The 24,465-nt window shown below is 74.0% G+C and carries 21 protein-coding genes; 15 read left to right on the top strand and 6 right to left on the bottom strand.

The genetic code is table 11. The features are described 5' to 3' along the window. Positions 1-11 precede the first annotated feature (11 nt). The 9 genes from rosag_RS09150 to rosag_RS09110 all read left to right on the top strand — a co-directional run bounded on the left by rosag_RS09150 (position 12) and on the right by rosag_RS09110 (position 10,926). Positions 12-2,174: a chemotaxis protein CheA gene (locus rosag_RS09150; protein WP_284349788.1), complete on the top strand. Its 2,163-nt coding sequence runs from the start codon at positions 12-14 to the stop codon at positions 2,172-2,174. Between the two features lie 276 nt (positions 2,175-2,450). Then, entirely contained in the window at positions 2,451-4,451 is a 2,001-nt protein-coding gene (locus rosag_RS09145; RefSeq protein WP_284349787.1) for a methyl-accepting chemotaxis protein, read from the top strand. Between the two features lie 217 nt (positions 4,452-4,668). Beyond that, positions 4,669-6,702, top strand: a complete 2,034-nt coding sequence (locus rosag_RS09140; RefSeq protein WP_284349786.1) for a HAMP domain-containing methyl-accepting chemotaxis protein — start codon at positions 4,669-4,671, stop codon at positions 6,700-6,702. 53 nt (positions 6,703-6,755) lie between these two features. Next, positions 6,756-7,325: a chemotaxis protein CheW gene (locus tag rosag_RS09135; RefSeq protein WP_284349785.1), complete on the top strand. Its 570-nt coding sequence runs from the start codon at positions 6,756-6,758 to the stop codon at positions 7,323-7,325. A 163-nt stretch (positions 7,326-7,488) separates the two neighbouring features. Next, positions 7,489-8,325, top strand: coding sequence for a CheR family methyltransferase (locus tag rosag_RS09130; RefSeq protein WP_284349784.1), 837 nt, complete (start codon positions 7,489-7,491; stop codon positions 8,323-8,325). Next, a complete protein-coding gene (locus rosag_RS09125; RefSeq protein WP_284349783.1) occupies positions 8,322-8,912 on the top strand; it encodes a chemotaxis protein CheD in 591 nt (196 codons plus the stop codon). Before rosag_RS09130 ends, rosag_RS09125 begins: the two co-directional genes overlap by 4 nt. 64 nt (positions 8,913-8,976) lie before the next feature. Further along, positions 8,977-9,408 carry a response regulator gene (locus rosag_RS09120; protein WP_284349782.1) on the top strand — a complete coding sequence of 144 codons (432 nt, stop codon included), beginning with the start codon at positions 8,977-8,979 and terminating at the stop codon, positions 9,406-9,408. Further along, positions 9,368-9,841 (top strand): chemotaxis protein CheX, encoded by a 474-nt coding sequence (locus tag rosag_RS09115; RefSeq protein WP_284349781.1) that lies wholly within the window; start codon positions 9,368-9,370, stop codon positions 9,839-9,841. Before rosag_RS09120 ends, rosag_RS09115 begins: the two co-directional genes overlap by 41 nt. Continuing rightward, positions 9,838-10,926, top strand: coding sequence for a protein-glutamate methylesterase/protein-glutamine glutaminase (locus tag rosag_RS09110; RefSeq protein ID WP_284349780.1), 1,089 nt, complete (start codon positions 9,838-9,840; stop codon positions 10,924-10,926). Before rosag_RS09115 ends, rosag_RS09110 begins: the two co-directional genes overlap by 4 nt. Before the next feature lie 102 nt (positions 10,927-11,028). Here rosag_RS09110 and rosag_RS09105 read toward each other — a convergent pair whose 3' ends face one another. The 4 genes from rosag_RS09105 to rosag_RS09090 form a co-directional block, all read right to left on the bottom strand. Further along, the gene (locus rosag_RS09105; protein ID WP_284349779.1) at positions 11,029-11,718 is read right to left on the bottom strand and encodes a PEP-CTERM sorting domain-containing protein; all 690 of its coding nucleotides are present in this window, start codon (positions 11,716-11,718) and stop codon (positions 11,029-11,031) included. A gap of 121 nt (positions 11,719-11,839) precedes the next feature. Next, the gene (locus rosag_RS09100) at positions 11,840-13,177 is read right to left on the bottom strand and encodes a sialidase family protein (protein ID WP_284349778.1); all 1,338 of its coding nucleotides are present in this window, start codon (positions 13,175-13,177) and stop codon (positions 11,840-11,842) included. A 10-nt stretch (positions 13,178-13,187) separates the two neighbouring features. Further along, positions 13,188-15,578 (bottom strand): TonB-dependent receptor, encoded by a 2,391-nt coding sequence (locus tag rosag_RS09095; RefSeq protein ID WP_284349776.1) that lies wholly within the window; start codon positions 15,576-15,578, stop codon positions 13,188-13,190. 125 nt (positions 15,579-15,703) lie between these two features. Beyond that, positions 15,704-16,126, bottom strand: a complete 423-nt coding sequence (locus tag rosag_RS09090; RefSeq protein WP_284349775.1) for a hypothetical protein — start codon at positions 16,124-16,126, stop codon at positions 15,704-15,706. A 199-nt stretch (positions 16,127-16,325) separates the two neighbouring features. Here rosag_RS09090 and rosag_RS09085 point away from each other — a divergent pair, with 199 nt between their 5' ends. The 3 genes from rosag_RS09085 (at position 16,326) to rosag_RS09075 (ending at position 19,156) form a co-directional block, all read left to right on the top strand. Further along, on the top strand, positions 16,326-16,814 hold the full coding sequence (locus tag rosag_RS09085; RefSeq protein ID WP_284349774.1) for a hypothetical protein: 489 nt from the start codon (positions 16,326-16,328) through the stop codon (positions 16,812-16,814). A 256-nt stretch (positions 16,815-17,070) separates the two neighbouring features. Beyond that, positions 17,071-17,700 carry a DNA-3-methyladenine glycosylase family protein gene (locus rosag_RS09080; RefSeq protein ID WP_284349773.1) on the top strand — a complete coding sequence of 210 codons (630 nt, stop codon included), beginning with the start codon at positions 17,071-17,073 and terminating at the stop codon, positions 17,698-17,700. A gap of 37 nt (positions 17,701-17,737) precedes the next feature. Continuing rightward, the gene (locus tag rosag_RS09075) at positions 17,738-19,156 is read left to right on the top strand and encodes a TIGR01777 family oxidoreductase (protein WP_284349772.1); all 1,419 of its coding nucleotides are present in this window, start codon (positions 17,738-17,740) and stop codon (positions 19,154-19,156) included. 249 nt (positions 19,157-19,405) lie between these two features. Here the strand turns inward: rosag_RS09075 and rosag_RS09070 are convergent, their stop codons facing one another. Together rosag_RS09070 and rosag_RS09065 are read right to left on the bottom strand one after the other, a co-directional pair. Beyond that, entirely contained in the window at positions 19,406-20,326 is a 921-nt protein-coding gene (locus rosag_RS09070; RefSeq protein WP_284349771.1) for a GntR family transcriptional regulator, read from the bottom strand. Between the two features lie 269 nt (positions 20,327-20,595). Further along, complete coding sequence (locus rosag_RS09065) at positions 20,596-22,440, bottom strand: amidase (RefSeq protein WP_284349770.1); 1,845 nt, start codon at positions 22,438-22,440, stop codon at positions 20,596-20,598. A gap of 113 nt (positions 22,441-22,553) precedes the next feature. On the opposite strand from rosag_RS09065, the gene rosag_RS09060 reads away from it, so the two are divergent. From rosag_RS09060 to rosag_RS09050, 3 genes are all read left to right on the top strand, one after another. Further along, the gene (locus rosag_RS09060; RefSeq protein ID WP_284349769.1) at positions 22,554-23,075 is read left to right on the top strand and encodes a MarR family winged helix-turn-helix transcriptional regulator; all 522 of its coding nucleotides are present in this window, start codon (positions 22,554-22,556) and stop codon (positions 23,073-23,075) included. 64 nt (positions 23,076-23,139) lie between these two features. Further along, positions 23,140-23,400 carry a hypothetical protein gene (locus rosag_RS09055; protein ID WP_284349768.1) on the top strand — a complete coding sequence of 87 codons (261 nt, stop codon included), beginning with the start codon at positions 23,140-23,142 and terminating at the stop codon, positions 23,398-23,400. After that, a complete protein-coding gene (locus rosag_RS09050) occupies positions 23,387-24,439 on the top strand; it encodes a prohibitin family protein (RefSeq protein ID WP_284349767.1) in 1,053 nt (350 codons plus the stop codon). Before rosag_RS09055 ends, rosag_RS09050 begins: the two co-directional genes overlap by 14 nt. The last annotated feature ends 26 nt before the right edge of the window (positions 24,440-24,465 follow it).

Here is a 24,465-nt window from a genome sequence, read left to right as displayed (position 1 = left end):
CGGACACCCTGATGTCTGAGTTCACGCTCGACGACGCCGTCACCCTGCTGCTGCAGCTCGAGCCCGAGGATCGGGAGGAGTTCGCGCGCATCCGCGAGGCGCTCGCCGACCTCGCCTTCGGCAACAAGGTGCCGATCGCCATCCAGCCCACGGTCGCGAAGGCGGTGCGCGTGCTGAAGCCCCTCGCCGAGGGGACCGCCGCCGATCCCGCCGCCACGTTCGCGGAGGTGTGCGCGCTGATCGAGCAGGCGATGGACGCCGGCCTCGCCGCCCCGCCGGCCGCCGCTCCCGCGGCCGCCGCTCCACCGTCTCACGCCGTATCGTCCTCCGCCGTTCCGTCCTCCGCGCCATCGGAGTCCGACGTGCTGCCGGCCGACGTCGACCTCGACCTGCTGCGCGACTTCCTCGTCGAGAGCCGCGACTGCATCAGCGGCTCCGAGGCCGCGCTGCTGGCGCTCGAGCACACGCCCGACGACATCGAGGCCGTCAACACGGTCTTCCGCGCGTTCCACACGGTGAAGGGCACGTCGGCCTTCATCGGGCTGGTGCGCCTGACGAGCTTCGCGCACGAGGCGGAGTCGCTGCTGTCGCGCGTGCGCGACCGCGAGATCGCCTACACGAGCGCGTGCGCGACGCTGTCGCTGCGCTCCGTGGACATGCTGAAGGCGCTGCTCGACGCGGTCGAGGAGACGCTGCGCACGAGCGGCCCGGGCGGCGCGCTGGAGACGCCGGACGGCTACCAGGCGCTCATCGACGCGCTGGTGGGCTACGACGGCAGCGACGCGGCTCCCGCGATCGCCGCCGCAGCGGCGGCCGAGGTGGCGCCGTCGATCACCGCGCCCGCGCTGGCGTCGCTCGCGGCTGAGGTGGCGGGCGCGCCCGCGGTCGAGCGCCGGCAGGGCGATCGCCGGCAGGGCGACCGTCGCCAGGGCGACCGCCGCGCCGCCGGCAGCGAGGCCGACCAGTTCCTGCGCGTCCGCACCGACCGCCTCGACCGCCTGATCGACATGGTGGGCGAGCTGGTGATCGCGCAGTCGATGATCGCCGGCGACCAGACCCTGGCCGCTGCCGCGGGCACGCACCACGAGCTGACGAAGAAGATCACGCACGCGGGCAAGATCGTGCGCGAGCTGCAGGACCTGAGCATGTCGATGCGCATGGTCCCGCTCAAGGCGACCTTCCAGAAGCTCACGCGCCTGGTGCGCGACGTGGCCGCGAAGCTGGGCAAGGACGTCGAGTTCTCGACCGAGGGTGAGGACACCGAGGTCGATCGCAACATGGTGGACGTCATCGGCGACCCGCTCGTGCACATGGTCCGCAACGCGCTCGACCACGGCGTCGAGACGCCCGAGGACCGCCTGCGCGCGGGCAAGGCGCGGCAGGGGCACGTCAAGCTCTCCGCCTATCAGTCGGGCGGCAGCGTGATCGTGGAGCTGAAGGACGACGGCCGCGGGCTCAATCGCGAGAAGATCGTCCGCAAGGCGATCGAGAAGGGGCTGATCGACAGCGACCGCGGCATGACCGACGGCGAGGTGTTCCAGCTCATCTTCGCGCCGGGCTTCTCGACCGCCGACCAGGTGACGGACGTCTCGGGCCGCGGCGTCGGCATGGACGTCGTGAAGCGCAACATCGAGAGCGTCCGCGGCCGCATCGAGATCGTCTCGGAGCCGGGGCAGGGCACGACCTTCTACGTGCGCCTCCCGCTCACGCTCGCGGTCACCGACGGCATGCTGGTGCGCGTGGGCACGGAGCGCTACATCGTGCCGACGACCAACATCCACATGAGCTTCCGCCCGGAGCGCGGCATGCTCCAGACGGTCGCCGGCCGCGGCGAGGTCGTGACGCTGCGCGGCGAGGTGATGCCGGTCGTCCGGCTGCACCGCCTCTTCCGCGTCCCGGGCGCGGTCGAGGATCCGACGCAGGCGCTGCTCATGATCGTCGGCGACGGCCACCAGCGCCGCAGCGCGCTGCTGGTGGACGAGCTGCTCTCGCAGCAGCAGGTGGTCGCGAAGTCGCTCGGCGACGGCATCGGCGCGGTCGGCGGCATCGCCGGCGGCGCGATCCTCGGCGACGGCCGCGTGGGGCTCATCCTCGACGTCACCGACATCGTCGCGCTCGCGCAGAGCGGCGAGGCGACGCCCGAGTGGGCCGAGGGGAAGCGCGCCGTCGCCTGACGCGCGGAGCGTCGACGACTGGGGGGCCGGCGAGCGCGATGCTCGCCGGCCCCGCGTCGCGTTCGGAGCGCGAGACGCTCGGGATGAGCGGCGAGTCATGATTTTTCCGTGAATGTGAGCGCGCTGCCATCAAGCCGTGCGACGCTGCGACGATACTGGAGGTGTGGGCGTCGCGCCCACGTCACACCCCTCCGCACGGCGCCCCCCTCCCGCGCCGGCCCGCCGCGCTCCCGCGGCCGCACTCACCTCGACGCGTCGCTCTTCCGAGGTCCCTCCATGCAGTGGTTCGCCGACCTGCCCCTCCGGACGAAGCTCGTCTCGGCCTTCGCGTTCATCGCCCTCGTCGGCGCGGGCGTCGGCGCGCTCGGCGTCACGAGCGCCCGCCGCCTCGCCGCGGCCGACCGGACGCTCTACGACAACATGACCGTGCCCATCGGCGAGCTGGGCGCGATGGCGACCGCGGTGCAGCGCACGCGCGTGAACATGCGCGACGTCATCCTCGCCACGTCGCCCGAGGACGCGGCGCACGACCAGCAGCGCATCGGCCAGATCGCCGCCGAGATCGACTCGCTGATGACGCGCTACGAGGCGCGGATCATCACCGACTCGATGCGCGCGCGCTTCACGCAGCTGAAGGCCGAGTACGCGGCCTTCGCGCCCGTCCGCGACAGCCTGGTGGCGCTGGGCGTCGCCGGGCAGGACTCGGCCGCCATCGCGCTGCTGCGCGGCGACGCCGCGAGGGCGCAGAAGAGGATCGAGGCGTCCATCGTCGGCATGACGGCGATGAAGGTCTCGCAGGCCGAGGCGACCGCGCGCGCCAACGAGGCGCTCGCCGCGCGCACCTCGTGGCTGATCGCCATCATCGCCGTGTCCGGGATGGCGCTGGCGCTGGTCATCGGGTGGGCGACGGCCGCGCGCCTCACGCGCTCGGTCCGCGCGATCGCCGACCGCGCGACCCGCCTCAGCGACAACTGCGTCGCCGCGCTGCACGGCGCGCTCGAGGCGATCGCCAGCGGCGACACCGGCGTCGAGGTCGTCCCGACCACCACGCCGCTAACCGTCAGGTCGCGCGACGAGCTGGGACAGCTGGCCACCACGGTGAACGCGCTCATCACCCGCACGCGGGGCGCGGTCGCGGCCTACGGCACGGCGCGCGCGGCGCTCAACGCCACCATCGCGCAGACCAACATGGTCGTCGCGGCCGCGCGCGCGGGCGACCTCTCGGCCCGCGCCGAGACCGACGGGATGCAGGGCGCGTACGCGGAGCTCGCGGGCGGCCTGAACGCGACGCTCGAGGCGGTGGTCGCGCCGATGCGCGAGTCCACCGCGGTGCTGGAGCGCGTCGCGGCGCGCGACCTCTCGCTGCGCGTCAGGGGCGACTACGTCGGCGACCACGCGCGGGTGAAGGTCGCGCTCAACGCGGCGCTCGACGCGCTCACGGAGGCGCTGTCCGAGGTGCGCGTCGCGAGCGAGCAGGTGGCGTCGGCCAGCGGCCAGATCGCCGGCGGCAGCCAGTCGCTCGCCGAGGGCGCGAGCGAGCAGGCCGCGAGCCTCGAGGAGGTCGCCGCCAGCGTCACCGAGCTGGCCGCGATGGCCGAGCGCACCGCGGGCAACGCGCAGGAGGCCGACACGCTCGCCCGCCAGACGCAGGACGGGGCCGGCCAGGGCGCCGCCCGCATGCGCGAGCTGGCCGCGGCGCTCGGCGCCATCGAGCAGTCGTCCGCGCAGACGGCGAGGATCGTGAAGACGATCGACGAGATCGCGTTCCAGACCAACCTGCTGGCGCTGAATGCGGCCGTGGAAGCCGCGCGCGCCGGCGACGCGGGCCGCGGCTTCGCGGTGGTCGCCGAGGAGGTCCGCGCGCTCGCGCTCCGCAGCGCGGAAGCAGCGCGCAACACTGGCGCGCTGATCGAGGAGAGCGTGCAGCGCGTGCTCGGCGGCGTCGCGCTGGGCGAGCGGGCGGCGGCGGAGTTCGACGAGGTGTCGCGCCGCGTGGCGCGCACGTCCACCGTGGTCGCGGAGATCGCCGCCGCGGCCGGTCAGCAGACCGACGGCATCCGCCAGATCACCGACGCCGTCAACGGGATGAACACGGTCACGCAGCAGACCGCCGCCAGCGCCGAGGAGAGCGCGTCCGCCGCCACCGAGCTGGCGGCGCAGGCGGAGCGCATGCAGGAGGTGGTGGGCGCCTTCCAGCTGGAGGCGGCCGCCGCGCGGCCGGTCGTGGAGCGGGAGACGAAGTCGCGGGCGCCCCGGCGGATGATGGCGACGGCCTGACCGCCGCCCCCTCACGGAGTCGCCGCGCGACGCGGGCGGCCGGTGCGCGCGCACCGGCCGCCCGCGTCGCGTTCGCGAGCCGCCACGGGGGCTGTGGCGTGACGAAAACGTCGAGCGTGAATGTGGCGTGCACGCGTCAAGTCGCCTGCGGCCGCGTCGAGACTCGGGGCACAGCACGTCGTCGTACGCTCCGACCACTCCTTCGCGGTACCCACCCATGACCTGGTTCGACAACCTCCGCCTCTCCCGCAAGCTCGCGCTCGCGTTCACGTCGCTGGTCGCCCTCATGCTGGGCCTGGGCGGCGTGGCGTACACGCAGCTCGGCGCCATCCGCGCGAACACCGTGGACATCGCCGACAACTGGCTCGTCGGCACGCGCACGCTCGGCGAGGTGCGCCGCTCGGCGTTCCAGCTCCGGATCGGCGCGCGCGACGCCATCCTCGCCCGCACCGACGAGGCGCGCGCTGGTGCGCTCAAGGCCATCGCGAGCGCGCGCGACAGCGTCGCCGCGGCGCGCCACCGCTACGAGGCGACCATCACGACCGCCGAGGAGCGGGAGCTCAACAAGGCGATCTGGGCCGCGTTCACGGAGTACGACACCGGCGTGAAGCCGCTGCTCGACGCCGTGGAGCAGCGCGACTTCATCGCCGCCGTCACGGCGCTCGACGCGATCCAGCCGGCGGGCAGCCGCCTGACCGCGGCCATCGCCGCCGCGGTGGACTTCAACACGCGCGGCGCGCAGCAGGCGTCGGCCGATGCAGCCGACACGTTCACGCGCGGCAAGCAGCTGGTGGTCGGCGTGCTGTTCGCGGCGGTGCTCCTCAGCATCGTGCTGGCGGTGACGCTCGTGCGCGGCATCGCGATCCCGGTCGGCCGCGTCACCGGCCAGCTCCGCCTGCTCGCGGACGGCGACGTGACCGGCACCGCCGACGGTGCGCGCGACGCCGATGCGGCGCGGCGCGACGAGGTGGGCACGCTGGCCGCCGCGTGCGCGGACCTGCGCCGGTCGCAGCGCGCCATCGCCGGCGCGGCCGAGGCGCTCGGCGACGGCGACCTGTCGGTGGCCGTCGATCCGCGCGGCGAGCGCGACGTCCTCGGTCATGCGTTCGTGCGCCTGCGCGCGACGGTCGAGCGGCTCACGGGCGACGTGGCGTCGCTCACGGTCGCGGCGCGCGAGGGGCGTCTCGACACGCGGGCCGACGCCGCGCGCTATCGCGGCGCGTTCGCGGAGCTGATGGATGGGCTGAACGCGACGCTGGACGCGGTCGTCGCGCCGATGCAGGAGTCGACCGCGGTGCTGGAGCGCCTCGCGCAGCGCGACCTGACGGCGCGCGTGAACGGCGACTACGCGGGCGACCATGCGCGCGTGAAGGACGCGCTCAACGCCGCGGTGGACGCCCTGGGCGAGGCGCTGCGCGAGGTCGCGTCGGCGAGCGACCAGGTGGCGGCCGCCGGCGGGCAGATCGCGGGTGGCGCGCAGGTGCTCGCGGAAGGCGCGAGCGAGCAGGCCGCCACGCTCGAGGAGGTCGCGGCCAGCGTGCACGAGCTGAACGCGATGGCCGAGCGCAGCGTGGAGAACGCCGGCGAGGCGCGCGCGCTCGCGGCGACGACGCAGAGCAGCGCCACCGCGGGCGCCGAGAAGATGACGCGCCTCGCGTCCGCGCTCGACGCCATCAAGACGTCGGCCGACCAGACGGTGCGCATCGTGAAGACGATCGACGAGATCGCGTTCCAGACGAACCTGCTCGCGCTCAACGCCGCCGTCGAGGCGGCGCGCGCGGGCGACGCGGGCCGCGGCTTCGCGGTCGTGGCGGAAGAGGTCCGCGCGCTCGCGCTCCGCAGCGCGGAAGCGGCGCGCAACACCGCCGCGCTGATCGAGGAGAGCGCGCAGCGCGTCGCGGGCGGCGTGGTCCTCGGGCAGCAGGTCGCCGCGGACTTCAGCGAGATGACGCGCCAGGTGTCGCGCACCTCGGAGGTCGTCACCGAGATCGCGGCCGCGTCCGAGCAGCAGACCGGCGGCGTGCGGCAGATCGTGCAGGCCATCGGCGAGATGAACGGTGCCACCCAGCAGACCGCCGCGAACGCCGAGGAGGCCGCGGCGGCGGCCGAGGAGCTGTCCGCCCAGGCGGCACGCCTGCAGGAGGTCGTGGGCGAGTTCCGACTCGGTACGTCCCAGGCGGCGCCGGCGGCGCCGCGCGCGGCCGGCGAGGCTCAAGCGAGCCGCAGCCCGCGCCGACACTCCCTGGTGTGAGCCACAGGCCACGCCCGTCCCCACCATCCGAGACGTCTCTCCCCATGAGCACCATGCCTTCCACGCCCGGCGGCGCCGCCGTGGCCACCCCGGCGCAGGACCGCGGCGGGAAGTTCCTGACCTTCTACCTCGCCGACGAGGAGTACGGCGTGGAGATCCTGAAGGTGCAGGAGATCATCGGCCTGCAGCCGATCACGCGCGTGCCGCGCACCCCGGCCTTCATCCGCGGCGTCATCAACCTGCGCGGCAAGGTCATCCCGATCATGGACCTCCGGGAGCGCTTCGGCATGGCGAGCGCCGCCGAGGCCCTCGCCGGCGCCACGGAGGCCGAGGTGGCCGCCGCCGAGGCCGTGCGCTGCATCATCGTCGTGGAAGTGGTGGGGCCCACGGGCCGCGCGGTGCCGGTCGGGATCGTGGTGGACCGGGTGAGCGAGGTCTCGGCGATCGCGGGCGCGGAGATCGAGGACGCGCCGAGCTTCGGCTCCGGCGTGCGCACCGAGTACCTGCTGGGGCTCGGCAAGTCGCAGGGGCGCGTCAAGCTGCTGCTCGACATCGACCGCGTGCTCGCGGCGGACGAGCTGGAGCAGCTGCCGGACGCGGACGTCGAGGCCGACGCGGCCTGACGCACGCTTCCCACGGGACGGGACGAGGGGGCGCGGCCGGTCGGCCGCGCCCCCTCGCCGTTTCCCTGTGCACACCGCACGCGTCGAATCATGCGCGGATCGTCACGCGCCGCGCGCGCGCGTTCGCTTCAATCGCCGTCCATCGCTGCCGACACTGCTGTCCATGAGCGCCCTCGCCGTCGAATCCGACCTCACCGCGGCCCAGTTCCGCGAGATCAGCCGCACGGTCTACGAGATCGCCGGCATCCAGCTCCGCGAGGGGAAGGAAGGGCTGGTGCGCTCGCGTCTCGCCAAGCGGCTGCGCGCGCTCAACCTGCCGACCTTCGAGGCGTACCTCGACCGCGTGCGCGCCGACGCGCGCGAGCTGGCCGAGATGGTCGATCAGCTCACCACCAACAAGACCAGCTTCTTCCGCGAGTCCGCGCACTTCGACTTCCTCCGCGAGCGCGTGCTGCCGACGCTGGGCGCGGGGCCCGTGCGCATCTGGAGCGCCGGCTGCTCCAGCGGCGAGGAGCCGTACACGCTGGCGATGATCATCCGTGACGCGTGGTCGGACGCCGACCGCCGTGACGTGAAGATCCTCGCCACCGACATCTCGCGCCGCGTGCTCGCGACCGCGCAGGCGGGCGTCTATCCCGACGCGCTGATGGAGGACGTCGCGCCCGACCTGCTGCGCCGCCACTGGACGCGCTCGGCCGCCACGCCGGCGGGGGGGCGCCCCGACTCGGGCACCGGCTGGCGCGCGAGCGACGCGCTGCGGAAGCTCGTCACCTTCGCGCCGCTGAACCTGATGGGGAAGTGGCCGATGCGCGGGCCGTTCCAGGCGATCTTCTGCCGCAACGTGATGATCTACTTCGACAAGGCGACGCAGCAGGCGCTGGTCGAGCGCTACTACGACCTGCTCGCGCCGGGCGGCCACCTGTTCGTGGGCCACTCCGAGAGCCTGAGCGCGCTGTCGCACCGGTTCGCGTACGTGCAGCCCGCGGTGTACCGCAAGTGACCGCGCCGCAGCCCGCGCGCCGCGAGGCGCCCGTCACGCCCGCCGCGCCCGATGCGGCGCCGTCGCCGGAGCAGGGGCGGCCGCTGCTCGCCATCCGCGCGCGCGACCTCGTCGTCGGCGTCGCCGACGTGAAGCTCGCCAGCGAGAGGGGCCAGCGGCTCATCACCTACGCGCTCGGCAGCTGCCTGGGGATCGTGATCCACGATCCGGTCGCCGGCGTCGCGGGATTGCTCCACGCGATGCTCCCCGACAGCACGATCGACCGCGCGAAGGCGGCGGTGAACCCGGCGATGTTCGTGGACACCGGCGTGCCGCTGCTCTTCCGCGAGAGCTACAAGCTGGGCGCGAAGAAGGAGCGCATCGTCGTGAAGGTCGCGGGCGGCGCGCACGCCGGCGCCACCGAGGACGCCGACCAGTTCCAGATCGGGAAGCGCAACTTCCTGATGCTTCGCAAGCTGCTGTGGAAGAACAACGTGCTGCTGCAGGCGCACGACGTGGGCGGCTGCCAGACGTCGCGCACGATGGTCGTGGACGTCGCCACCGGCGCCGTCATCATCCGGTCGCAGGGCGCGGAGACGTCGCTGTGATCCCTCACCTCCTCTCCCCACTCACCCGTCGCGGCGCCGTCCTCCGCGGCTCCCGGATCTAGCCATGGCTTTCAACGTCCTGGTCGTCGACGACAGCGCGGTGATGCGCGCGATGATCATCCGCGTCGTCAAGATGAGCGGCGTGCCGCTCGGCGAGTTCTACGAGGCGGGCAACGGCGAGGAGGGGCTGCGCCAGCTCGGCGCGAACTGGATCGACCTCGTGCTCCTCGACATCAACATGCCCGTGATGAACGGGGAGGAGATGCTCCGCCGCCTGCGCGCCGATCCCGAGACCGCGCGCCTGCCCGTGATCGTCGTCTCCACCGAGAGCAGCGAGACGCGCGTGCACGCGCTCGAGGAGCTCGGCGTCGCGTTCGTGCACAAGCCCTTCGCGCCGGAGGACCTCCGCGCGACCATCCTCCGCGTGACCGGCGTGACCCCCGATGACGAGTACTATGCCGTCCCCGCTGCTGACGGCGGCGACTTCGACTTTTGAGTCGCTCGCCCTCCTGTTCGCCGAGTCGCCGCCGAGCGGCGCGCAGCTCGACGCGCCGCTGACGCACGCCGTGCGCGTGGCCTTCACGGGCCCGTGCGCGGGCGCGCTCGACGTCGCGGTGAGCGACGACGTGGCCGTCGCGCTGGCGGCCAACATGCTCGGCCTCGACCCTGACACGGTTCGTCACGAGAGCCAGTGGCGGCACGACGCCGTCGGGGAGCTCGCCAACGTCGTCTGCGGCAACGTGCTGCCGCTGGTCGCCGGCCGTGAGGCCGTGTTCCACCTCGCCGCACCCGCCGTCCGCGCCGTCGCGGACGCGCCGGCCGCCGGCGACGGCCCGTCCGCGCTCACCGCGACGCTCGGCGTCGACGGCGGCCGCGCCGTGCTGACGCTGGTCCTGGACGATCCCGCCCCGTTGCACCTGCTGCCGTGATCCGCGTCCTCATCGTCGACGACTCCGCCCTCGTGCGCAAGATCCTGAGCGAGCAGCTCTCGAAGCATGCGGACATCGAGGTCGTCGGCACCGCGATCGACCCCTACGTCGCCCGCGAGAAGATCGTCCGCCTCCGTCCCGACGTCATCACGCTCGACGTCGAGATGCCGCGCATGGACGGCCTCAGCTTCCTCGCGAAGCTGATGCGTCACTTCCCGCTCCCCGTCGTCGTCGTCAGCTCGCTGACGCCGCGCGACAGCGACAACGCCGTGCGCGCGCTCTCGCTCGGCGCCGTGGACGTGATCGCCAAGCCGGGATCCGCGCTGTCCACGCAGGGCATCACCGACGAGCTGGCGCGCGCGGTGCGCACCGCGGCGCGCGCCCGCGTGCGGACCGTGGCGTCCGCGCCGGCGCCCGCGCCGGCGGTGCGTGGAGCGGTCGGTGCCGACGTGCCCGACCTCGCGCCGCCGCCCGTGCTGCTCGACACGACGCACAAGGTGCTCGCCATCGGCGCGTCCACCGGCGGCACGCAGGCCATCGAGCAGGTGCTGCGCGCGCTGCCGGCCAACGCGCCGGGCACGGTGATCGTGCAGCACATGCCCGAGCACTTCACCGCGGCGTTCGCGAAGCGGCTGAACGGGCTGTGCGCGATGGAGGTGCGCGAGGCGCGCGACGGCGACGCCGTGGTGCCGGGGGTCGCGCTCGTCGCGCCGGGCGGGAAGCACATGGTGCTGCAGCTCAGCGGCGCGCGCTACTTCGCGCGCATCAAGGACGGCCCGCCGGTGCACCACCAGCGGCCCGCCGTGGACGTCCTGTTCCAGAGCGTCGCGCGCCACGCGGGGCGCAACGCGATCGGCGTCATCCTCACGGGCATGGGCGCCGACGGCGCGAAGGGGATGCTGGCGATGCGCGAGGCCGGCGCGCACACGGTCGCGCAGGACGAGGAGACGTGCGTCGTCTTCGGGATGCCGCGCGAGGCGATCAAGATGGGTGCGGCCGCGGAGATCGTCGGGCTGCCGCAGGTGGCGCCGTCGGTGCTGCGCGCGCTGGCGCGCGTGACGGGCGACGCGCTGGCGATGGTCTGATCCTCGGCCCTCGATCTTCGATCGTCGCCGCCGCATGCGATGCGGGCCCGGCTTCCGAGTGGAAGCCGGGCCCGCATCGCGTTCCGGGGGTCGTGTCGCCCGTCAGCGCGTGCGCACCGACTGCCGGCGGCGCCGCGCGACGCCCGCCAGCGCGACCATGCCGGTCGCCATCAGCAGGTACGTGGACGGCTCCGGGACGACCGAGCCCGTGCCGCCGCCGCCGATCCCGGGCACGATGAACTCCTGCGCGCCGCCGAGCGCCTGGCCGACGCCGGTGACGTCGGTCAGCACCCAGTAGTTCGAGAAGTCGAAGCCCGCGAAGCCCGAGGCGGCCGCCGACGCGCCGGCCGCGTCCCACGCGTTCGCCGCGTACTGACCCGGCGCCCAGACGTTCCAGATCGCGTGCTGGATGTCGGCCCACGACTCGCTCGAGTGCAGGCCGAACTGCGTCGTCAGCCAGGCGGTCGTGCGGTACTTCGTCATCGCCGTCGGGTCGCTGGCGGCGGCGTGCCGCGTCGTGCTCAGCGTCGCCGCCGGGTCGGCGAGGCTGGTCAGCACGCCCGTCCAGCTGTCCCCGATCGAGACGTCGTTCAGCACGTCGATGCAGAACATCGTGATCGACTGCGCGCTGCCGGGGAGCGTCTGGAGCGTGCCGTTGAACGGGCCGATGAGGTGGTAGCCGTCGCTCTCGGCGGTCGTCCCGCCGAGGTAGGTGACGGTCGTCTGCGCGGCGGCGACGGTGGCGGACAGGGCCATCGCCGCTGCGCCGACGAGGGAACGGAGCAGGGTCATGCGGGACTCCCGGCAACAGATACAGATCGACCCCCGACGGACGTGCCGGGGGTCGTGTGTAGCTCATGCACAACACATACCTGAGCCTGCAGCGTCGAGTCAACACCCGTTCATGATTCGTTCAGTCGACCCTGCCGTCCCGCACCACCACCGTGCGCTGCCCCACCGTCGGCAGCGGCATGGGCGCCTTCGCATCCTTCATCGCCGCGCCGTGTCCCTCATGGGCAGGCTCCGCGGGGGCCTCCTCGCTCCAGGCCAGCGCCAGTCGGGCGCCATCGAGCGCCAGTACGGGGAAGGTCGCCGCGCGCGCGCCGTCGCTCGCGTGGGTGGCCGGGCCGAAGGTCGCCCCGCCGTCGCGCGACACGCGCACCTGCACCACCGGCGTGTTGCGCGTCCCGTCGTCCCACGCGACCACCACGCGCCCGGCCGCCGCGCCGTCTCCCGTGACCGCGAGCTGCACGTGCGCCGGCCGCGACCGCTCGGCCACCCCCAGCGGCACCGGCGCGCCGAACGCCTGCCCGCCGTCGTCCGACCGCGCGTAGAAGACGCCGGCGGCGCCCTCCTTCCCGCTCCACCACGCGACGTGCACGCGGCCCGCGGCGTCCACCGTCAGCGACGGGCCCGCGTGCGGGCAGCCGTCGATCACCCAGCCGTCGCGCTGCGCGCGCACCGGCGCCGCCCACGTCCGTCCACCATCCGCCGACCGCGCCACGACGACCTCGCGCACCTGGCCCGGCGCCACCGTGCGCCACGCCGCATAGACCGTGTCGCCGCGCCCGGGCGCGACCGCCGTGCGGCAGCAGGGGCAGCTCTCGCCCGCGTGCACGCGCACGTTCGGCTGCCACGTCCGTCCGCCGTCGGTCGAGCGTGTGAAGTACGTCGCGCTCTTCCCGTCGCGCCCGTCCAGCCACGCGGCGTACACGGTGTCGCCGCGCCCCGCCTGCAGCGAGTGGAAGTTGAAGCTCCCGAACGGCTGCGGCGCGTCGGTCACGCTGGCGGGCGCGCTCCACGTGTGGCCGCCGTCGGCCGAGCGGGCGAAGCGCAGCGCGCTGGCGGGGAAGCGGCGGCCGGGGACCTCCTTCCCGACGACCCAGAGCGCGTAGAGCGCGCCGTCGGCGCCGTACGCCAGCTTGGGCGGCGCCTCGCCGTGCGGCTCGATGGGGCCCAGCGGATCGCGGACCTCCACCGGCGCGCCGAGCACGCCGGCCGAGTCGGCGACGGCGACGTAGAGCCGCCCGTCGCTGCCCCCGTCGGGCGCGGACACCCACGCCGTGGCGCGGCGGCCGCCCGGGCCCATCGCCAGCGTCGGCGCCGTGCCGACGTTCGCCGTCGCGCCCGTGAGCACGCGCGCGTCGCCGAGCGACACGCCGCCGCGCCCGTCGGCGGCCAGCCGCGCGCAGGCCAGCGCCGCGAGCGCGGCGCCGGCGGCCAGCGCCCGCGTACGGAATGGGATCGTCATCGCGCGCACCTCAGCGGGTCCAGTTGTAGCGCAGCCCCGCGTACACGGTGCGCGGCGCGCCGGGCGTGTACTGGTAGGGCTGGACGCGGTCGTTGAAGGTGAAGCCCGCCAGCTCGGCGTAGTTCCGGTCCGTCACGTTCAGCACGCGCCCGAACAGCTCGATGCGGTGCGTGAGCTGCGCGTTGGCGTGCAGGTGCAGCACGTCGTGCCCGCCGTACGTGCGCGGCGTCGTCGGACGGCTCTGCGCGTCCAGCGCGTAGCCGGCGACGTACGAGCCGGTGTGCGACCACTCGGCTGCGAGGCGTCCACCCTTCAGCACGCGCGGGCTCCACGACAGCAGCGCGTTCCCCAGCTGCGTCGGCGCCTGCTCGATGTCGAGCCCCGCGTAGCTGATCGCCGACGTCGGCGCGTACGTCACGTAGCGCTGCGCGCTCACCGACCACGACGCGTCCAGCTTGAGCGTCGGCAGGAGCATCGCGCCCACGCTCGCCTCCACGCCGCGGTGGCGCGTGGTGCCGGCGTTGCGCGCCTCGCGCAGCCCGTCCGGGCGCGTGAAGGTGAGGATGTCGTCGCGGATCGTCATGTCGTACGCCGACGCCTGGTACAGCACGCGGCGCCCGAGCTGGCCGCGCACGCCCATCTCGCTCGAGGCGACCTTCACCGGCGCGAGGTCCACCGTGTTGGCCGTCGTGCCCTGCGTGAACAGCTGCCCCTGGCTGGGCGCGCGGAAGCCGGCGCGCCAGCTCGCGAACAGGCCGAGCGCCTTCGACGCCTCGTACGTGACGCCGACCTTGGGGCTGAGGCGCGTGTACGTGCGCGTCGTGCTCTCCGGCACGCGCCACCGCCCGACCTGCGTCGGCGCGAGGTTCGTCGTGTAGTCGTACGACATCCAGTCGTAGCGCGCGCCCGCGTCCACGCGCAGCCGCGCCGTCGGCGCGAGCTCGGCCTGCACGTACGGCGACGCCTGGCGGTAGGTCACGTCGTAGTCGTACACCGTGCGCGTCGCCTGCGCGCTGTCGTAGCGCAGCGTCACGCCGCTCCCGCTGCGGAACAGCCGCAGCGAGTCGGCGACGAAGCTCCCCGGCGAGAGGTCGAGGTCCGCGCCCGCGATCACGCGCGCCTTCAGCGGCGCGACGTCGCGGCGCACCTTGGCCAGTAACCCGTACGACGTGCTGCGCGTGGACCACCGCTGCGGGTCGAACGTCAGCTGCCAGTTGGGGAGCAGGTCGAGCACGTTGTGGCGCGCGTACGGCGCCACGCTCCAGCTGGCGTGCTCCGTCTGGCGCTCGATCGTGGTCGCGGCGCGCAGCGCGTTGACCGTGCGGAACGCCAGCGGCGAGCGGTTGAGCGGGTCGCGCGTCGCGAACTGGGCCGAGTCCTGCGCGATCGCATCGTTCTGGTCCACGCGCGTGCCGGTGACCGTGGTGCGGATCGTCAGCCCGTCGTCGCCGAAGTGGTCCCAGCGCACCGTCGCGCTCTGCCGGTCGTAGGCGTTGCGGTCGCGCCACCCGTCCATGCGCGTGAGGTTCAGGTCCGCGCGCACGCCGTCGCGGCCGCGCGTCGTGCCGCCGCTCGCGAGCATCCGGCCGTAGCCGTACCCGCCGCCCTCGGTCGCGATCTCCACGCTCGGCGCCGCGGGCGCGGGGCGCGTGAGCACGTTCACCACGCCGCCGATCGCGTCGCTGCCGTAGAGCGCGGTGCCCGGCCCCTTCAGCACCTCGATGCCGCCGCTCTGCGGGATGTTGACCTCGTAGAGCGCGTTGTGGTTGAAGAAGCCCGTCGCGCGGGTCGGGATCCCGTCCTCGAGGTAGAGGTACATCGGCTTCGTGGTGATCGGCTGCCGGATCGCCATCGAGTGCCCCTCGCCCGAGAGCTGCGAGACATAGACGCCGGGAACGCGCTTCAGCACCTGCGCCGGATGCGCGGCGCGCGCGAGCCGCACCTCCGCGCCGTCCAGCACGTCGATCGTGGCCGACGCCTCGGCGCGCCGCTGCGTCTCGCGCGTCGCGCTGACGACCACGGGCGCGACGACCGCGGCCTCCTCGGCCAGCGCGAGATCGAGGCGCGTCGCGCCCGCGCCGACGGTGAGCGCGCGACGCTGCTCGCCCAGGCCGACGCGGCGGGCGACGAGCGTGTACGGGCCTTCGGGAACGCCGCGGATGGCGTAGCGGCCGGCGTCGTCGGTCATCGCGCCGCGCGGCGGGCCGCCGGCGGCCTGCAGCAGCACGAGGACGTCCGCCAGCGGCGCGCCGGCGGGCGTCGTGATCCGCCCCTCGACGAGGCCCGCGCGTGCGGGCTGGGTGGTGGCGGACGCGGGAGATGCCTGCGCGGAGAGCGCGGCCGGGAACGGGAGCAGCAGCGCCACCGCGAGGGCGGCGCGCGAACGAGCGGTGCGGGACATGGTCGGGCCCAGGCCTGAGGGGGGCCGCGTCACGTCCGGTGCGAACCGGGAGTCGGGACGTCCGGACGGCGACGGCGGCGTCGATGGGGACGCGTCGTCGGAGTCGCCAGGCCGGGCCCGGCGACTCAGGCCGGAGTCGGTGGGCCGTTCGAGAACGGAAGGAGCCGGGGCGCCGCCGCCCGGGCGAACGCCGGGGCAGGGGCCGGCGGCTCGGCCCGGCGCGCCACCAGGACGCGCCAGCGGACGGCCTGGACCGTCGGCGCCGCGATGCCCGGGGCCGAGCAGCCGCTGCCGAGGCACTGGCAGGCGTGGTCGCCGTGGTCCGCGTCGGGGGCCGGCGCCGCCTCGTGGGCTGCGGCGGGCGCGGCCGCGTGGCCGGCATGCGCGTCGTGCCCACCGTGCGCCGCCTTCGCGCCCGCCACCGCGGCCGCCGCGGCCACGCCGTCGTGCATCGGGCACGGATGCCACGCGACCGGCTCTCCCCACGCGAGCAGGTAGAGCAGGCCGAGGAGCAGCGAGGCCAGGCGGGTGGTGGGGCGGGGGCGCATCGTGAACGGAAGATGGGGCCGCGGGCGTGGGGCGCCAGTCGGGCGGTGGCGGTGTGCGCTGTGGGGGATTCTCCCACGGCCGCCCGGTCCCTCCGACTGCAACGCAATGATCGGCCGGGCCCCGCCACGCGTCGTGGGTCGGACGACCCAACCGATCCGGTCGGGTACGACGCTTGCCCCCTCCGCCGCACCCGCACACATGGAGCAGCGCATGGGCAAGCCGAAGCACAGCAACGACACGCGTGGCGAGCAGAAGGGCGCGCAGCAGCACGCCGAGGGGCAGCAGGGCCCGAAGGCGCGCGAGGCCTTCCTCGACGGGATCAGCGACCACTCGCGGCGCGACGATGGCGCGGAGCGCGCGAACGACGATCCGCGGGCCGGCGGCGCGGGCGGCCGCGGCTCGGACGCGGAGGACCACGAGCGCCGCATCGCCAACCCGGACCTCAACCGCGACGGCGGCCACCGCCTGTTCGAGAACCGCACGCAGCACGACGAGGCGGAGAAGAACAGCGAGAAGAACCGTCGCGACATCGACATGCGCCGCCACGGCCACGACCCCGACGAGTTCCAGGGGCGCGGCGGGCACACCGCGCATCCGGCCGGCGGCGACACGGACCACCGCGCGAACATCCGCAGCACGGGGCAGGGCGGCGGCAACCGGTCGGACGCGGACCGCGGGAACAAGTAGGGACTGCGGCCCGGAACGCCGAACGGCATTTGCAAGGATGAAGATCGGATAAGGTCTGATAAGAGCGGATGGCTCCGCGTGGCGCGCGGTTCCTCGCCGCCACGCGGAGCCATCCGCTCTTATCCGATCTTGTCAGACTTTCATCCTTGCTGCCGTTGTCGTTCGGGTCCGGCGCTCGGCCTTTCATCCTTGCTGCCGTTGCCGTTGGGGTCCGGCGCAGCGACGCGGGCCGCGCAGCACGCAGCTATCCTTGCGCATGCCCTACGACGACGCCATCGCCCACCTGCAGGCCGTCGACCCGGTGATGCACGCCGTCGTCGACGTCGTCGGTCCCTGCGCCTTCGCGCACCGCGCGGAAGGCACGCACTTCGAGGCGGTCGCGCGCTCGATCGTCTACCAGCAGCTCTCCGGCAAGGCCGCGGGCACGATCCACCGGCGCTTCCACGCGCTCTACGGCGACCGCGCGCCCGAGCCGGCCGAGCTGCTCGCGACCTCCGACGAGACGCTGCGCGCGGCGGGGCTGTCGCGGCAGAAGATCGGCTACCTGCGCGACCTCGCGGCGCGCGTCGCGTCGCGCGACGTGCCGCTCGACGACATCGACGCGCTCGACGACGACGGGGCCATCGCCGCGCTCTCGCGCGTGAAGGGCGTCGGCCGCTGGACCGCGCAGATCTTCCTCATGTTCCGCCTCGGCCGGCCCGACGTGCTGCCGGAGCTCGACCTCGGCATCCAGCGCGGCGTGCAGCTCGCGTACGGGCTGCCGGCGCTCGCGACGCCGCGCGAGGTGCAGGCGATCGGCGCGCCGTGGGCGCCGTGGCGCACGGTCGCGTCGTGGTACCTCTGGCGCTTCGTGGACGAGCAGAACGGCGGCCAGCTCGGCGACTGATCGGGACCCCGCACGCTGCCGCGTGCGTTCGTCCGGCATGCGCGTCACCCGATCGCTGCGCGTCCCCGTTCCCGCGGCGGACCTCTTCGCCTGGCACGAGCGCCCCGGCGCGTTCGAGCGGCTGTCGCCGCCGTGGCAGCGCGTGCGCGTCGTCCGCACCGATGGCCGCATCACCGACGGCGCGCGCGTCGAGCTCGACGTGCGCGTCGCGCCGGCGCTGCTGTCGGCGCTCGATCCGCTGGTGGACCTGGTCGTGCCAGCGCGCTGGGTGGTCGAGCACCGCGATCACGTCCCGGGGCGGCAGTTCCGCGACGAGCAGCTGGAGGGCCCGTTCGCGTACTGGACGCACCTGCACCGCGTCGAGCCCGATGGTCCCGCCGCCAGCGTCCTCACCGACGACGTGGAGCTCGCGCTACCCTTCGGGGTGCCGGGCGCGCTGGTGGGCGGCGCGCTCGCCCGCGCGGAGCTCGCGCGCCTCTTCCGTCACCGCCACGCCGTGACCGCCAACGACCTCGCCCGCCACGCGGCCGCCGCCGCGCCGCCGATGACCGTCGCCGTCACCGGCGCGTCGGGGATGATCGGCTCCACGCTGGTGCCCTTCCTCACCACCGGCGGCCACACGGTGGTGCGCATCGGGCGCGGCGCGCCGCAGCCGTCGGCCACGCCGCAGCTGCGCGACGTGCAGTGGGACCCGGCGGCCGGACGCCTGGATCCGGACGCGCTGGAGGGCGTCGACGCCGTCGTCCACCTCGCCGGCGCGAGCGTCGCGGACCGCTGGACGCCCGCGCACCGGCGCGCGATCGAGGACAGCCGCGTGCGCGGCACCGCGCTGCTCGCGGAGACGCTGGCGCGGATGGAGCGGCGTCCGCGCACGCTGGTGTGCGCGAGCGCGATCGGCTACTACGGCGACCGCGGGAACGAGCTGCTCGACGAGACGAGCGCGCCCGGCCACGGCTTCCTCCCCGAGGTCGCGCAGCGCTGGGAGGCGGCGGCCGCACCGGCGGAGCGTGCCGGCGTGCGCGTCGTGCGCCTGCGCTTCGGCATCGTGCTCAGCCCGCGCGGCGGCGCGCTGCCGCGCCTCATGCTGCCGTTCCAGCTGGGCGCGGGCGGCCACATCGGCGACGGCACGCAGTGGATGAGCGTCGTCGCGCTGGACGACGTGATCGGCGCGCTGCACTTCGCGCTCGTGCACGACGCGCTGCGCGGCCCGGTCAACGTCGTGACTCCCGAGCCCGTGACGAACGACGAGTTCGCGCACACGCTCGGTCGCGTGCTGCACCGTCCCGCGATCGTGCCAGCGCCCGCCTTCGCGGTTCGCCTCGCGCTCGGCCGCCAGCAGGCCGACGAGATGGTGCTCGTGAGTCAGCGCGTGGTGCCGCGCGCACTGCTCGACGCGGGCTTCGTCTTCCAGCACCCGACGGTGGAGGAGGCGCTGCGGTTCGAGCTGGGGAAGTGACGGCTGCGTGCTGCGTGCTTCGGGTACGGCCGGTCGGGACGCGTCGGCGCACCGGACCTCTTCGCCTGTTGGAGAGGATGCGGATGCTCCGGATCGGCACGGATCATTCGGATCGCTCCGCGGCGTGCATGGGACGTCGCCGCCACACGGAGCGATCCGCAGCATCCGTCATGATCCGGAGCATCCGCGTCCTCCCCAATAGGCAGGGGGAGGCCGGCGCGATGGTGCAGGCCACGCAGCACGCAGCGTTCACTTCGCCGCGAGGTTCCGCTCCACCAGCGCCCGCGTGATGAGCAGCGTCGACTCCGCGCCCAGCGTGCGCGCCGGCGGCAGCACGCGGCCCGGAAGGCTCGTGCGGCCCAGGCGATCGCGCGCCGCCTCCGTGACGTAGGTCGGCGCCTCGGGCGGGATGCTCGACAGGCTGTCGCGGCCCGCGACCAGCACGCGCACGTTCGTCGCGCCCTCCACGCCTTCCACCAGCGCGTGCACCAGCGCGCCGAAGCGCGGATCCGCGATCACGACGTACGCGACGCGCGTCAGCAGCAGGCGCCACTCGGGGCTCAGCAGGTCCGGTCGCACGTCGATCACCACGTGCCGCTTGCCGAGTCGCTCCGCCAGCCGCCGCGCGAAGGGCGCGGTCAGCTCGGTGGCCACCAGCAGGTTCGCCCGCTCGACCGCGCGCGGCAGTCGCTCGCCCGGCCGGATCGTCTCGGCCAGCACGCCGTGCGCCGACAGCCCGAAGTCGTCGCGCAGCTCGCGCGCGAGGCCCATCGCCTGGTCCAGCGTCGCGGCGACCACCGCCGCCGCCGTCGGACGCCCGGTCGTCGCGCGCGCGAACCACGCGGCCAGCGTCGGCACCGCCACGCCACGCGCGATCCCCTGCGCCACCACGTCGGCCATCCACGCGGTGGGCGGCGTGCCGGGGAGCGCGGAGTTGCCGGGGAGCGCGGCGACGAACACGCCCGCGCGCGGCCGTATCTCCACCAGCCCCTCGTCGGCGAGCATGCGGTAGGCCGCGGCCACCACGCGCGGATCCGCGTCCAGATCGACGGCCAGCTCGCGCGTCGTCGGCAGCCGGTCGTCGGGCCGCAGCCCGCCGCGCTGCAGCCCGCCCGCGATGCGCTGCCGCAGCGCGTCGGCGATGCGCTCGCGCAGGGCTCCACTTCCCATCGTCCCCTCCTCCCCTCGTGTGCCCGGCGCCCCGCGCGCCGCGGCGAGCATGAATCATCGTGCTGCACGGCCCATGCAGCAAGCCCGCCGGGCCCGAACGGCAACAGCAGCAAGGATGGGAATCTGAGAAGATCTGATAACGACGGAGGGCTCCGCGTGGTGCGCGATCCCTCGCACTCACGCGGAGCCCTCCGTCGTTATCCGACCTTTTCCGATCTTATCCTTGCAAATGCCGTTCGCTCTTCAGGGTCCGGCGCGACGACGCCGGCTCACACGAACTTCGCCGGCCGCTTCAGGTGGAAGTCCGTCGCCTGCTGGTACGCGTGCGCCAGGCGCAGCAGCTCGGCCTCGCCGAACAGCTTCCCCAGGAACGTCAGCGACACCGGCGTGCCGTTCGGGTTGAAGCCGTGCGGCAGGATCACCGCCGGATGGCCCGTGAGGTTCGTCGCCGTCAGCTGGTTGAGCCCCGCCGCGCCCGTCGGCGACACGATCACGTCCACCGCGTCGAACACGCGCGCCCACTGCTGCATCGCCGTCGTGCGCACGCGGTTGGCGTTGATGTAGTCCACCGCGGGGATGAAGCGCGCCTGACGGAAGGTGTTCGCCCAGTCGCCCGGCCCCTGCTGCACCAGCTCCCGGTCGCGGTTCGACCGCGTGAGCTCGTCGAACGCCGCCGCCGCCTCCGCGATCAGGATCATCCGCATCGCGTCGTACGGCGCGTTCGGCAGCTCGACCGGAACCAGCTCGATGCCCGCCTTCTCGCGCAGCACTGCCAGCGCCGCGTCGTCGAACGCCTTCGTCGGATGCTGCTGCCGCTGCGGGTTCGCGGGATCCGTCGCCGGCAGGTCGAACGCCTGCTTCACGTAGCCGACGCGGATGGCGCGCAGCGGGCGCGCGGCATCCCATCGGAACGGCGCCTCGATGCACGTCAGGTCCGCGCCGTCCGGGCCGTGGATCGCGTCCAGCACCAGCGCGCAGTCCTCCACCGAGCGGCAGATCGGGCCCAGCTTGTCCATCGTCCACGACAGCGCCATCGCGCCCGTGCGCGGCACGCGCCCGAACGTCGGCCGCAGCCCCGTCACGCCGCAGCGCGTCGACGGCGACGAGATGGAGCCGAGCGTCTCGCTGCCGATGCTGAAGCCCACGAGGCCCGCCGCCGTGGCGCTCGCGGGGCCCGCGCTCGATCCGCTCGAGCCCTGCTCCACGTTCCACGGGTTGCGCGTGCGCTGGCCCTTGCGCGTCGTCTCGTTCGGGCCGGCGTCGGTGGGCCCGTTGCCGAACCACACGTCGCCCTGCGCCAGCTCACCCAGCGTCAGCTTCGCGATCAGGATCGCGCCCGCGGCGTCGAGGCGCTTCACCACCTCGGCGTCGGCGTCGATCGTCTGATCGCGGTACGGGCCCGCGCCCCACGTCGTCTTGTAGCCCTTCGCGGCCAGCAGGTCCTTCGCGCCCCACGGGATGCCGTGCAGCGGGCCGCGCCACCGGCCGCGCGCGATCTCGTCGTCCAGCTGCTTCGCCTGCGCGCGCGCGCGCTCCTCGGTCACGGTGATGACTGCCTTCAGCACCGGATCGTGCGCCTTGATGCGCGACAGGTACAGCTCCGTGAGCTGCGACGGCGTCACCCTGCGCGTGCGGACCAGCTCCGCGAGCACCGCCACCGGCTGGAACGCCAGCTCGGCGTCGCGCGGCACGGCCGTGATGCGCTGCGGCGCGCGCGTCATCCGCGCCGCGCTCGACGCGGCGGGCGCCGCAGGGGTCGCCGCTCCACCGCGCCGTGTGGTGCCCAGCAGCGCCGACGACGTGCCCGGCACGCGCGGGTCGAAGTGGATCGCGGGCGCGACCTCGTTCGGCAGCGGCACCTTGTGCAGCGCCTCGATCTGCGCGAGCTGGCGCTTCAGCGCCTCGACGAGCGTCGTCCTCTCCTGCTCGTCGAACTCGAGCCCCGCGATCTCGGCCGCCGCCGCGACGCTGGCCGTCGTGACCTCGGCGCCGTCGGAGACCTTCGCCCACAGCACGCCGGGCAGCAGCGTCGAGCCGAGCCCCATCGCGGCGAACACGCCCATGAAGGCGCGGCGGTCGGGCAGCCCGGACTGGGGCGTGTCGGGAATCGTCATGGATGCGGGATGGAGGTAGGAAGCGGAGGGCGGGGTGGGGCGGACGCGCCGGCGACCAGGGTCGTTCGACTCTCTGGTGGAGCGTCTCAACGGTGAGGTAATTTGCGGGCGCCATGACGTCCAGCCACCCGCGCCATACCCCGACCCCGCCCGACGTCGGCCCCGCCGAGCGCGACGCGCTCAAGCTGTGGGTCGTGCTGTCGCGCGCGCAGGCCGCCATCGCCGCACACGCCGCCGCCGACGTCGCCCGCCACGGGCTGACGCTCGCCGAGTTCGGCGTGCTGGAGGCGCTGCACCACAAGGGCCCCATGCTGCTGGGCGAGGTGCAGCGCTCGCTCCTCGTGTCGAGCGGCGGCGTCACGTACCTCGTGGACCGACTGGAGCGGCGCGGGCTGGTGCGCCGCGACCGGTGCGACGAGGACCGGCGCGCGCGCTACGCGGTGCTCACCGACGCCGGCACGGCGTTCGTCCGGGAGGCGTTCCCGCGTCACGCGGCGGTGGTGCACGCGGCGATGGCCGGGCTGACGCACGAGGAGCAGCAGGCCGCCCGCGCGCTCCTCCGGCGGCTCGGCACGACCGCGGCGGCGCTGCCGGTGCCGGAATCGGAGGCGGTGTCGGAGGAGCCGGCGGCGTAACGGACCGGCGACGGGCGCGGCGCCCCGTAACTTTCCGGACCGGCGGCCCGTAGATTGGGGCACGATGGTCACGATCCTACTCGAGGGCGTCCTCTTCGCCGCGTTCATCGCGGTGGCGGTCGCCCTCGTCGCATATGGGGTGTTCGGGCACACCCCGCTGGGCCTCTGGGCCCGCCAGTCCGCGAACCGCCGGCGCATCGAGCGCGAGGTGTTCCTCCGCTGCCCGCTGCACGGCGACCTGGAGGAGCGCGACCTCGTCCGCCTGCCGACCGGCGAGCGGATCTGCCCGCATTGCTACGCGGAGACCCTCGATGGGATCGCCTGACGAACGTGACAGCGGCGCCGACGGCGCCACGGAGTCGTCCTCGTCCTTCGCCGACACGCTGCGCGCCGGCATCGGCGCGCGCATGCCCGACCTCGGGAGCTACACGCCCACGAGCGGCCGTGCGGGACGCCGCGGCGTGGCCGGCGGCGAGCCGCCGCGTCCGCGCGACACCGGACGCTCGGTGCGGCGCGTCTTCGCGTTCGTCGCCGGCATCCTCGCGCTGACGGTGCTCGCGCCGTCGATGGTGACGTACGTGAACCCCGGCCACGTCGGCATCGTCATCCACCGCACCGGCGGCGGCGTCGATCGCACGCCGCTGGGCCCCGGGCTGCACGCACGCAACCCGCTGCTGACGGCGATCGAGGAGTACCCGACCTTCATGCAGACGCTCGTCCTCACGCGCGCGAACGACGAGGGCGGGCCGAACGACGAGATCAACGTCAACTCGCAGGAAGGCCAGCCGCTCTCGGTGGACGTGTCGATGTCGTTCGAGCTCGACCCGGCGAAGGTGCCGCAGCTCTACCAGACCTTCCGCACCGACATCGGCACCATCCAGCACGGCTACGTGAAGCAGACCATCCGCCAGGCGCTGCAGGAGGTCATCGGCAGCGAGCAGATCGCCGACATCATCGGCCCCAAGAAGGCGGAGGCGGTGGGACGCGCGCAGGGGCTCATCTCGCAGCGGCTCGCGCCGTACGGGATCGTCGTGAAGCAGTTCACGCTCAACGAGCTGCGCGCGCCGGAGTCGGTGATGCAGGCGATCAACACGAAGAACGTGATGCAGCAGCAGGCGCTCACCGCGCAGAACGAGCTGCAGAAGAACACCTTCCAGGCGCAGGGCGACTCGATCAAGGCGGCGGGCCGCGCGAAGGCGATCCTCACCGAGGCCGAGGCGCAGGCGAAGGCGAACGAGCTGCTGTCGCGCAGCATCACGCCGACGCTCGTGCAGTACGAGCAGATGAAGAAGTGGAACGGCCAGCTGCCGCAGGTCTCGGGCGGCGCGACGCCGCTGATCCAGCTGCCGGCGCCACGGCCGTGACCGTGCGGCGCGGGCCGCGCGCCCGC

The sequence above is a fragment of the Roseisolibacter agri genome, assembly GCF_030159095.1.
In the GTDB taxonomy this organism is placed as follows: Bacteria; Gemmatimonadota; Gemmatimonadetes; order Gemmatimonadales; family Gemmatimonadaceae; genus Roseisolibacter; species Roseisolibacter agri.
This window is presented reverse-complemented; position numbering and strand designations above follow the sequence as displayed.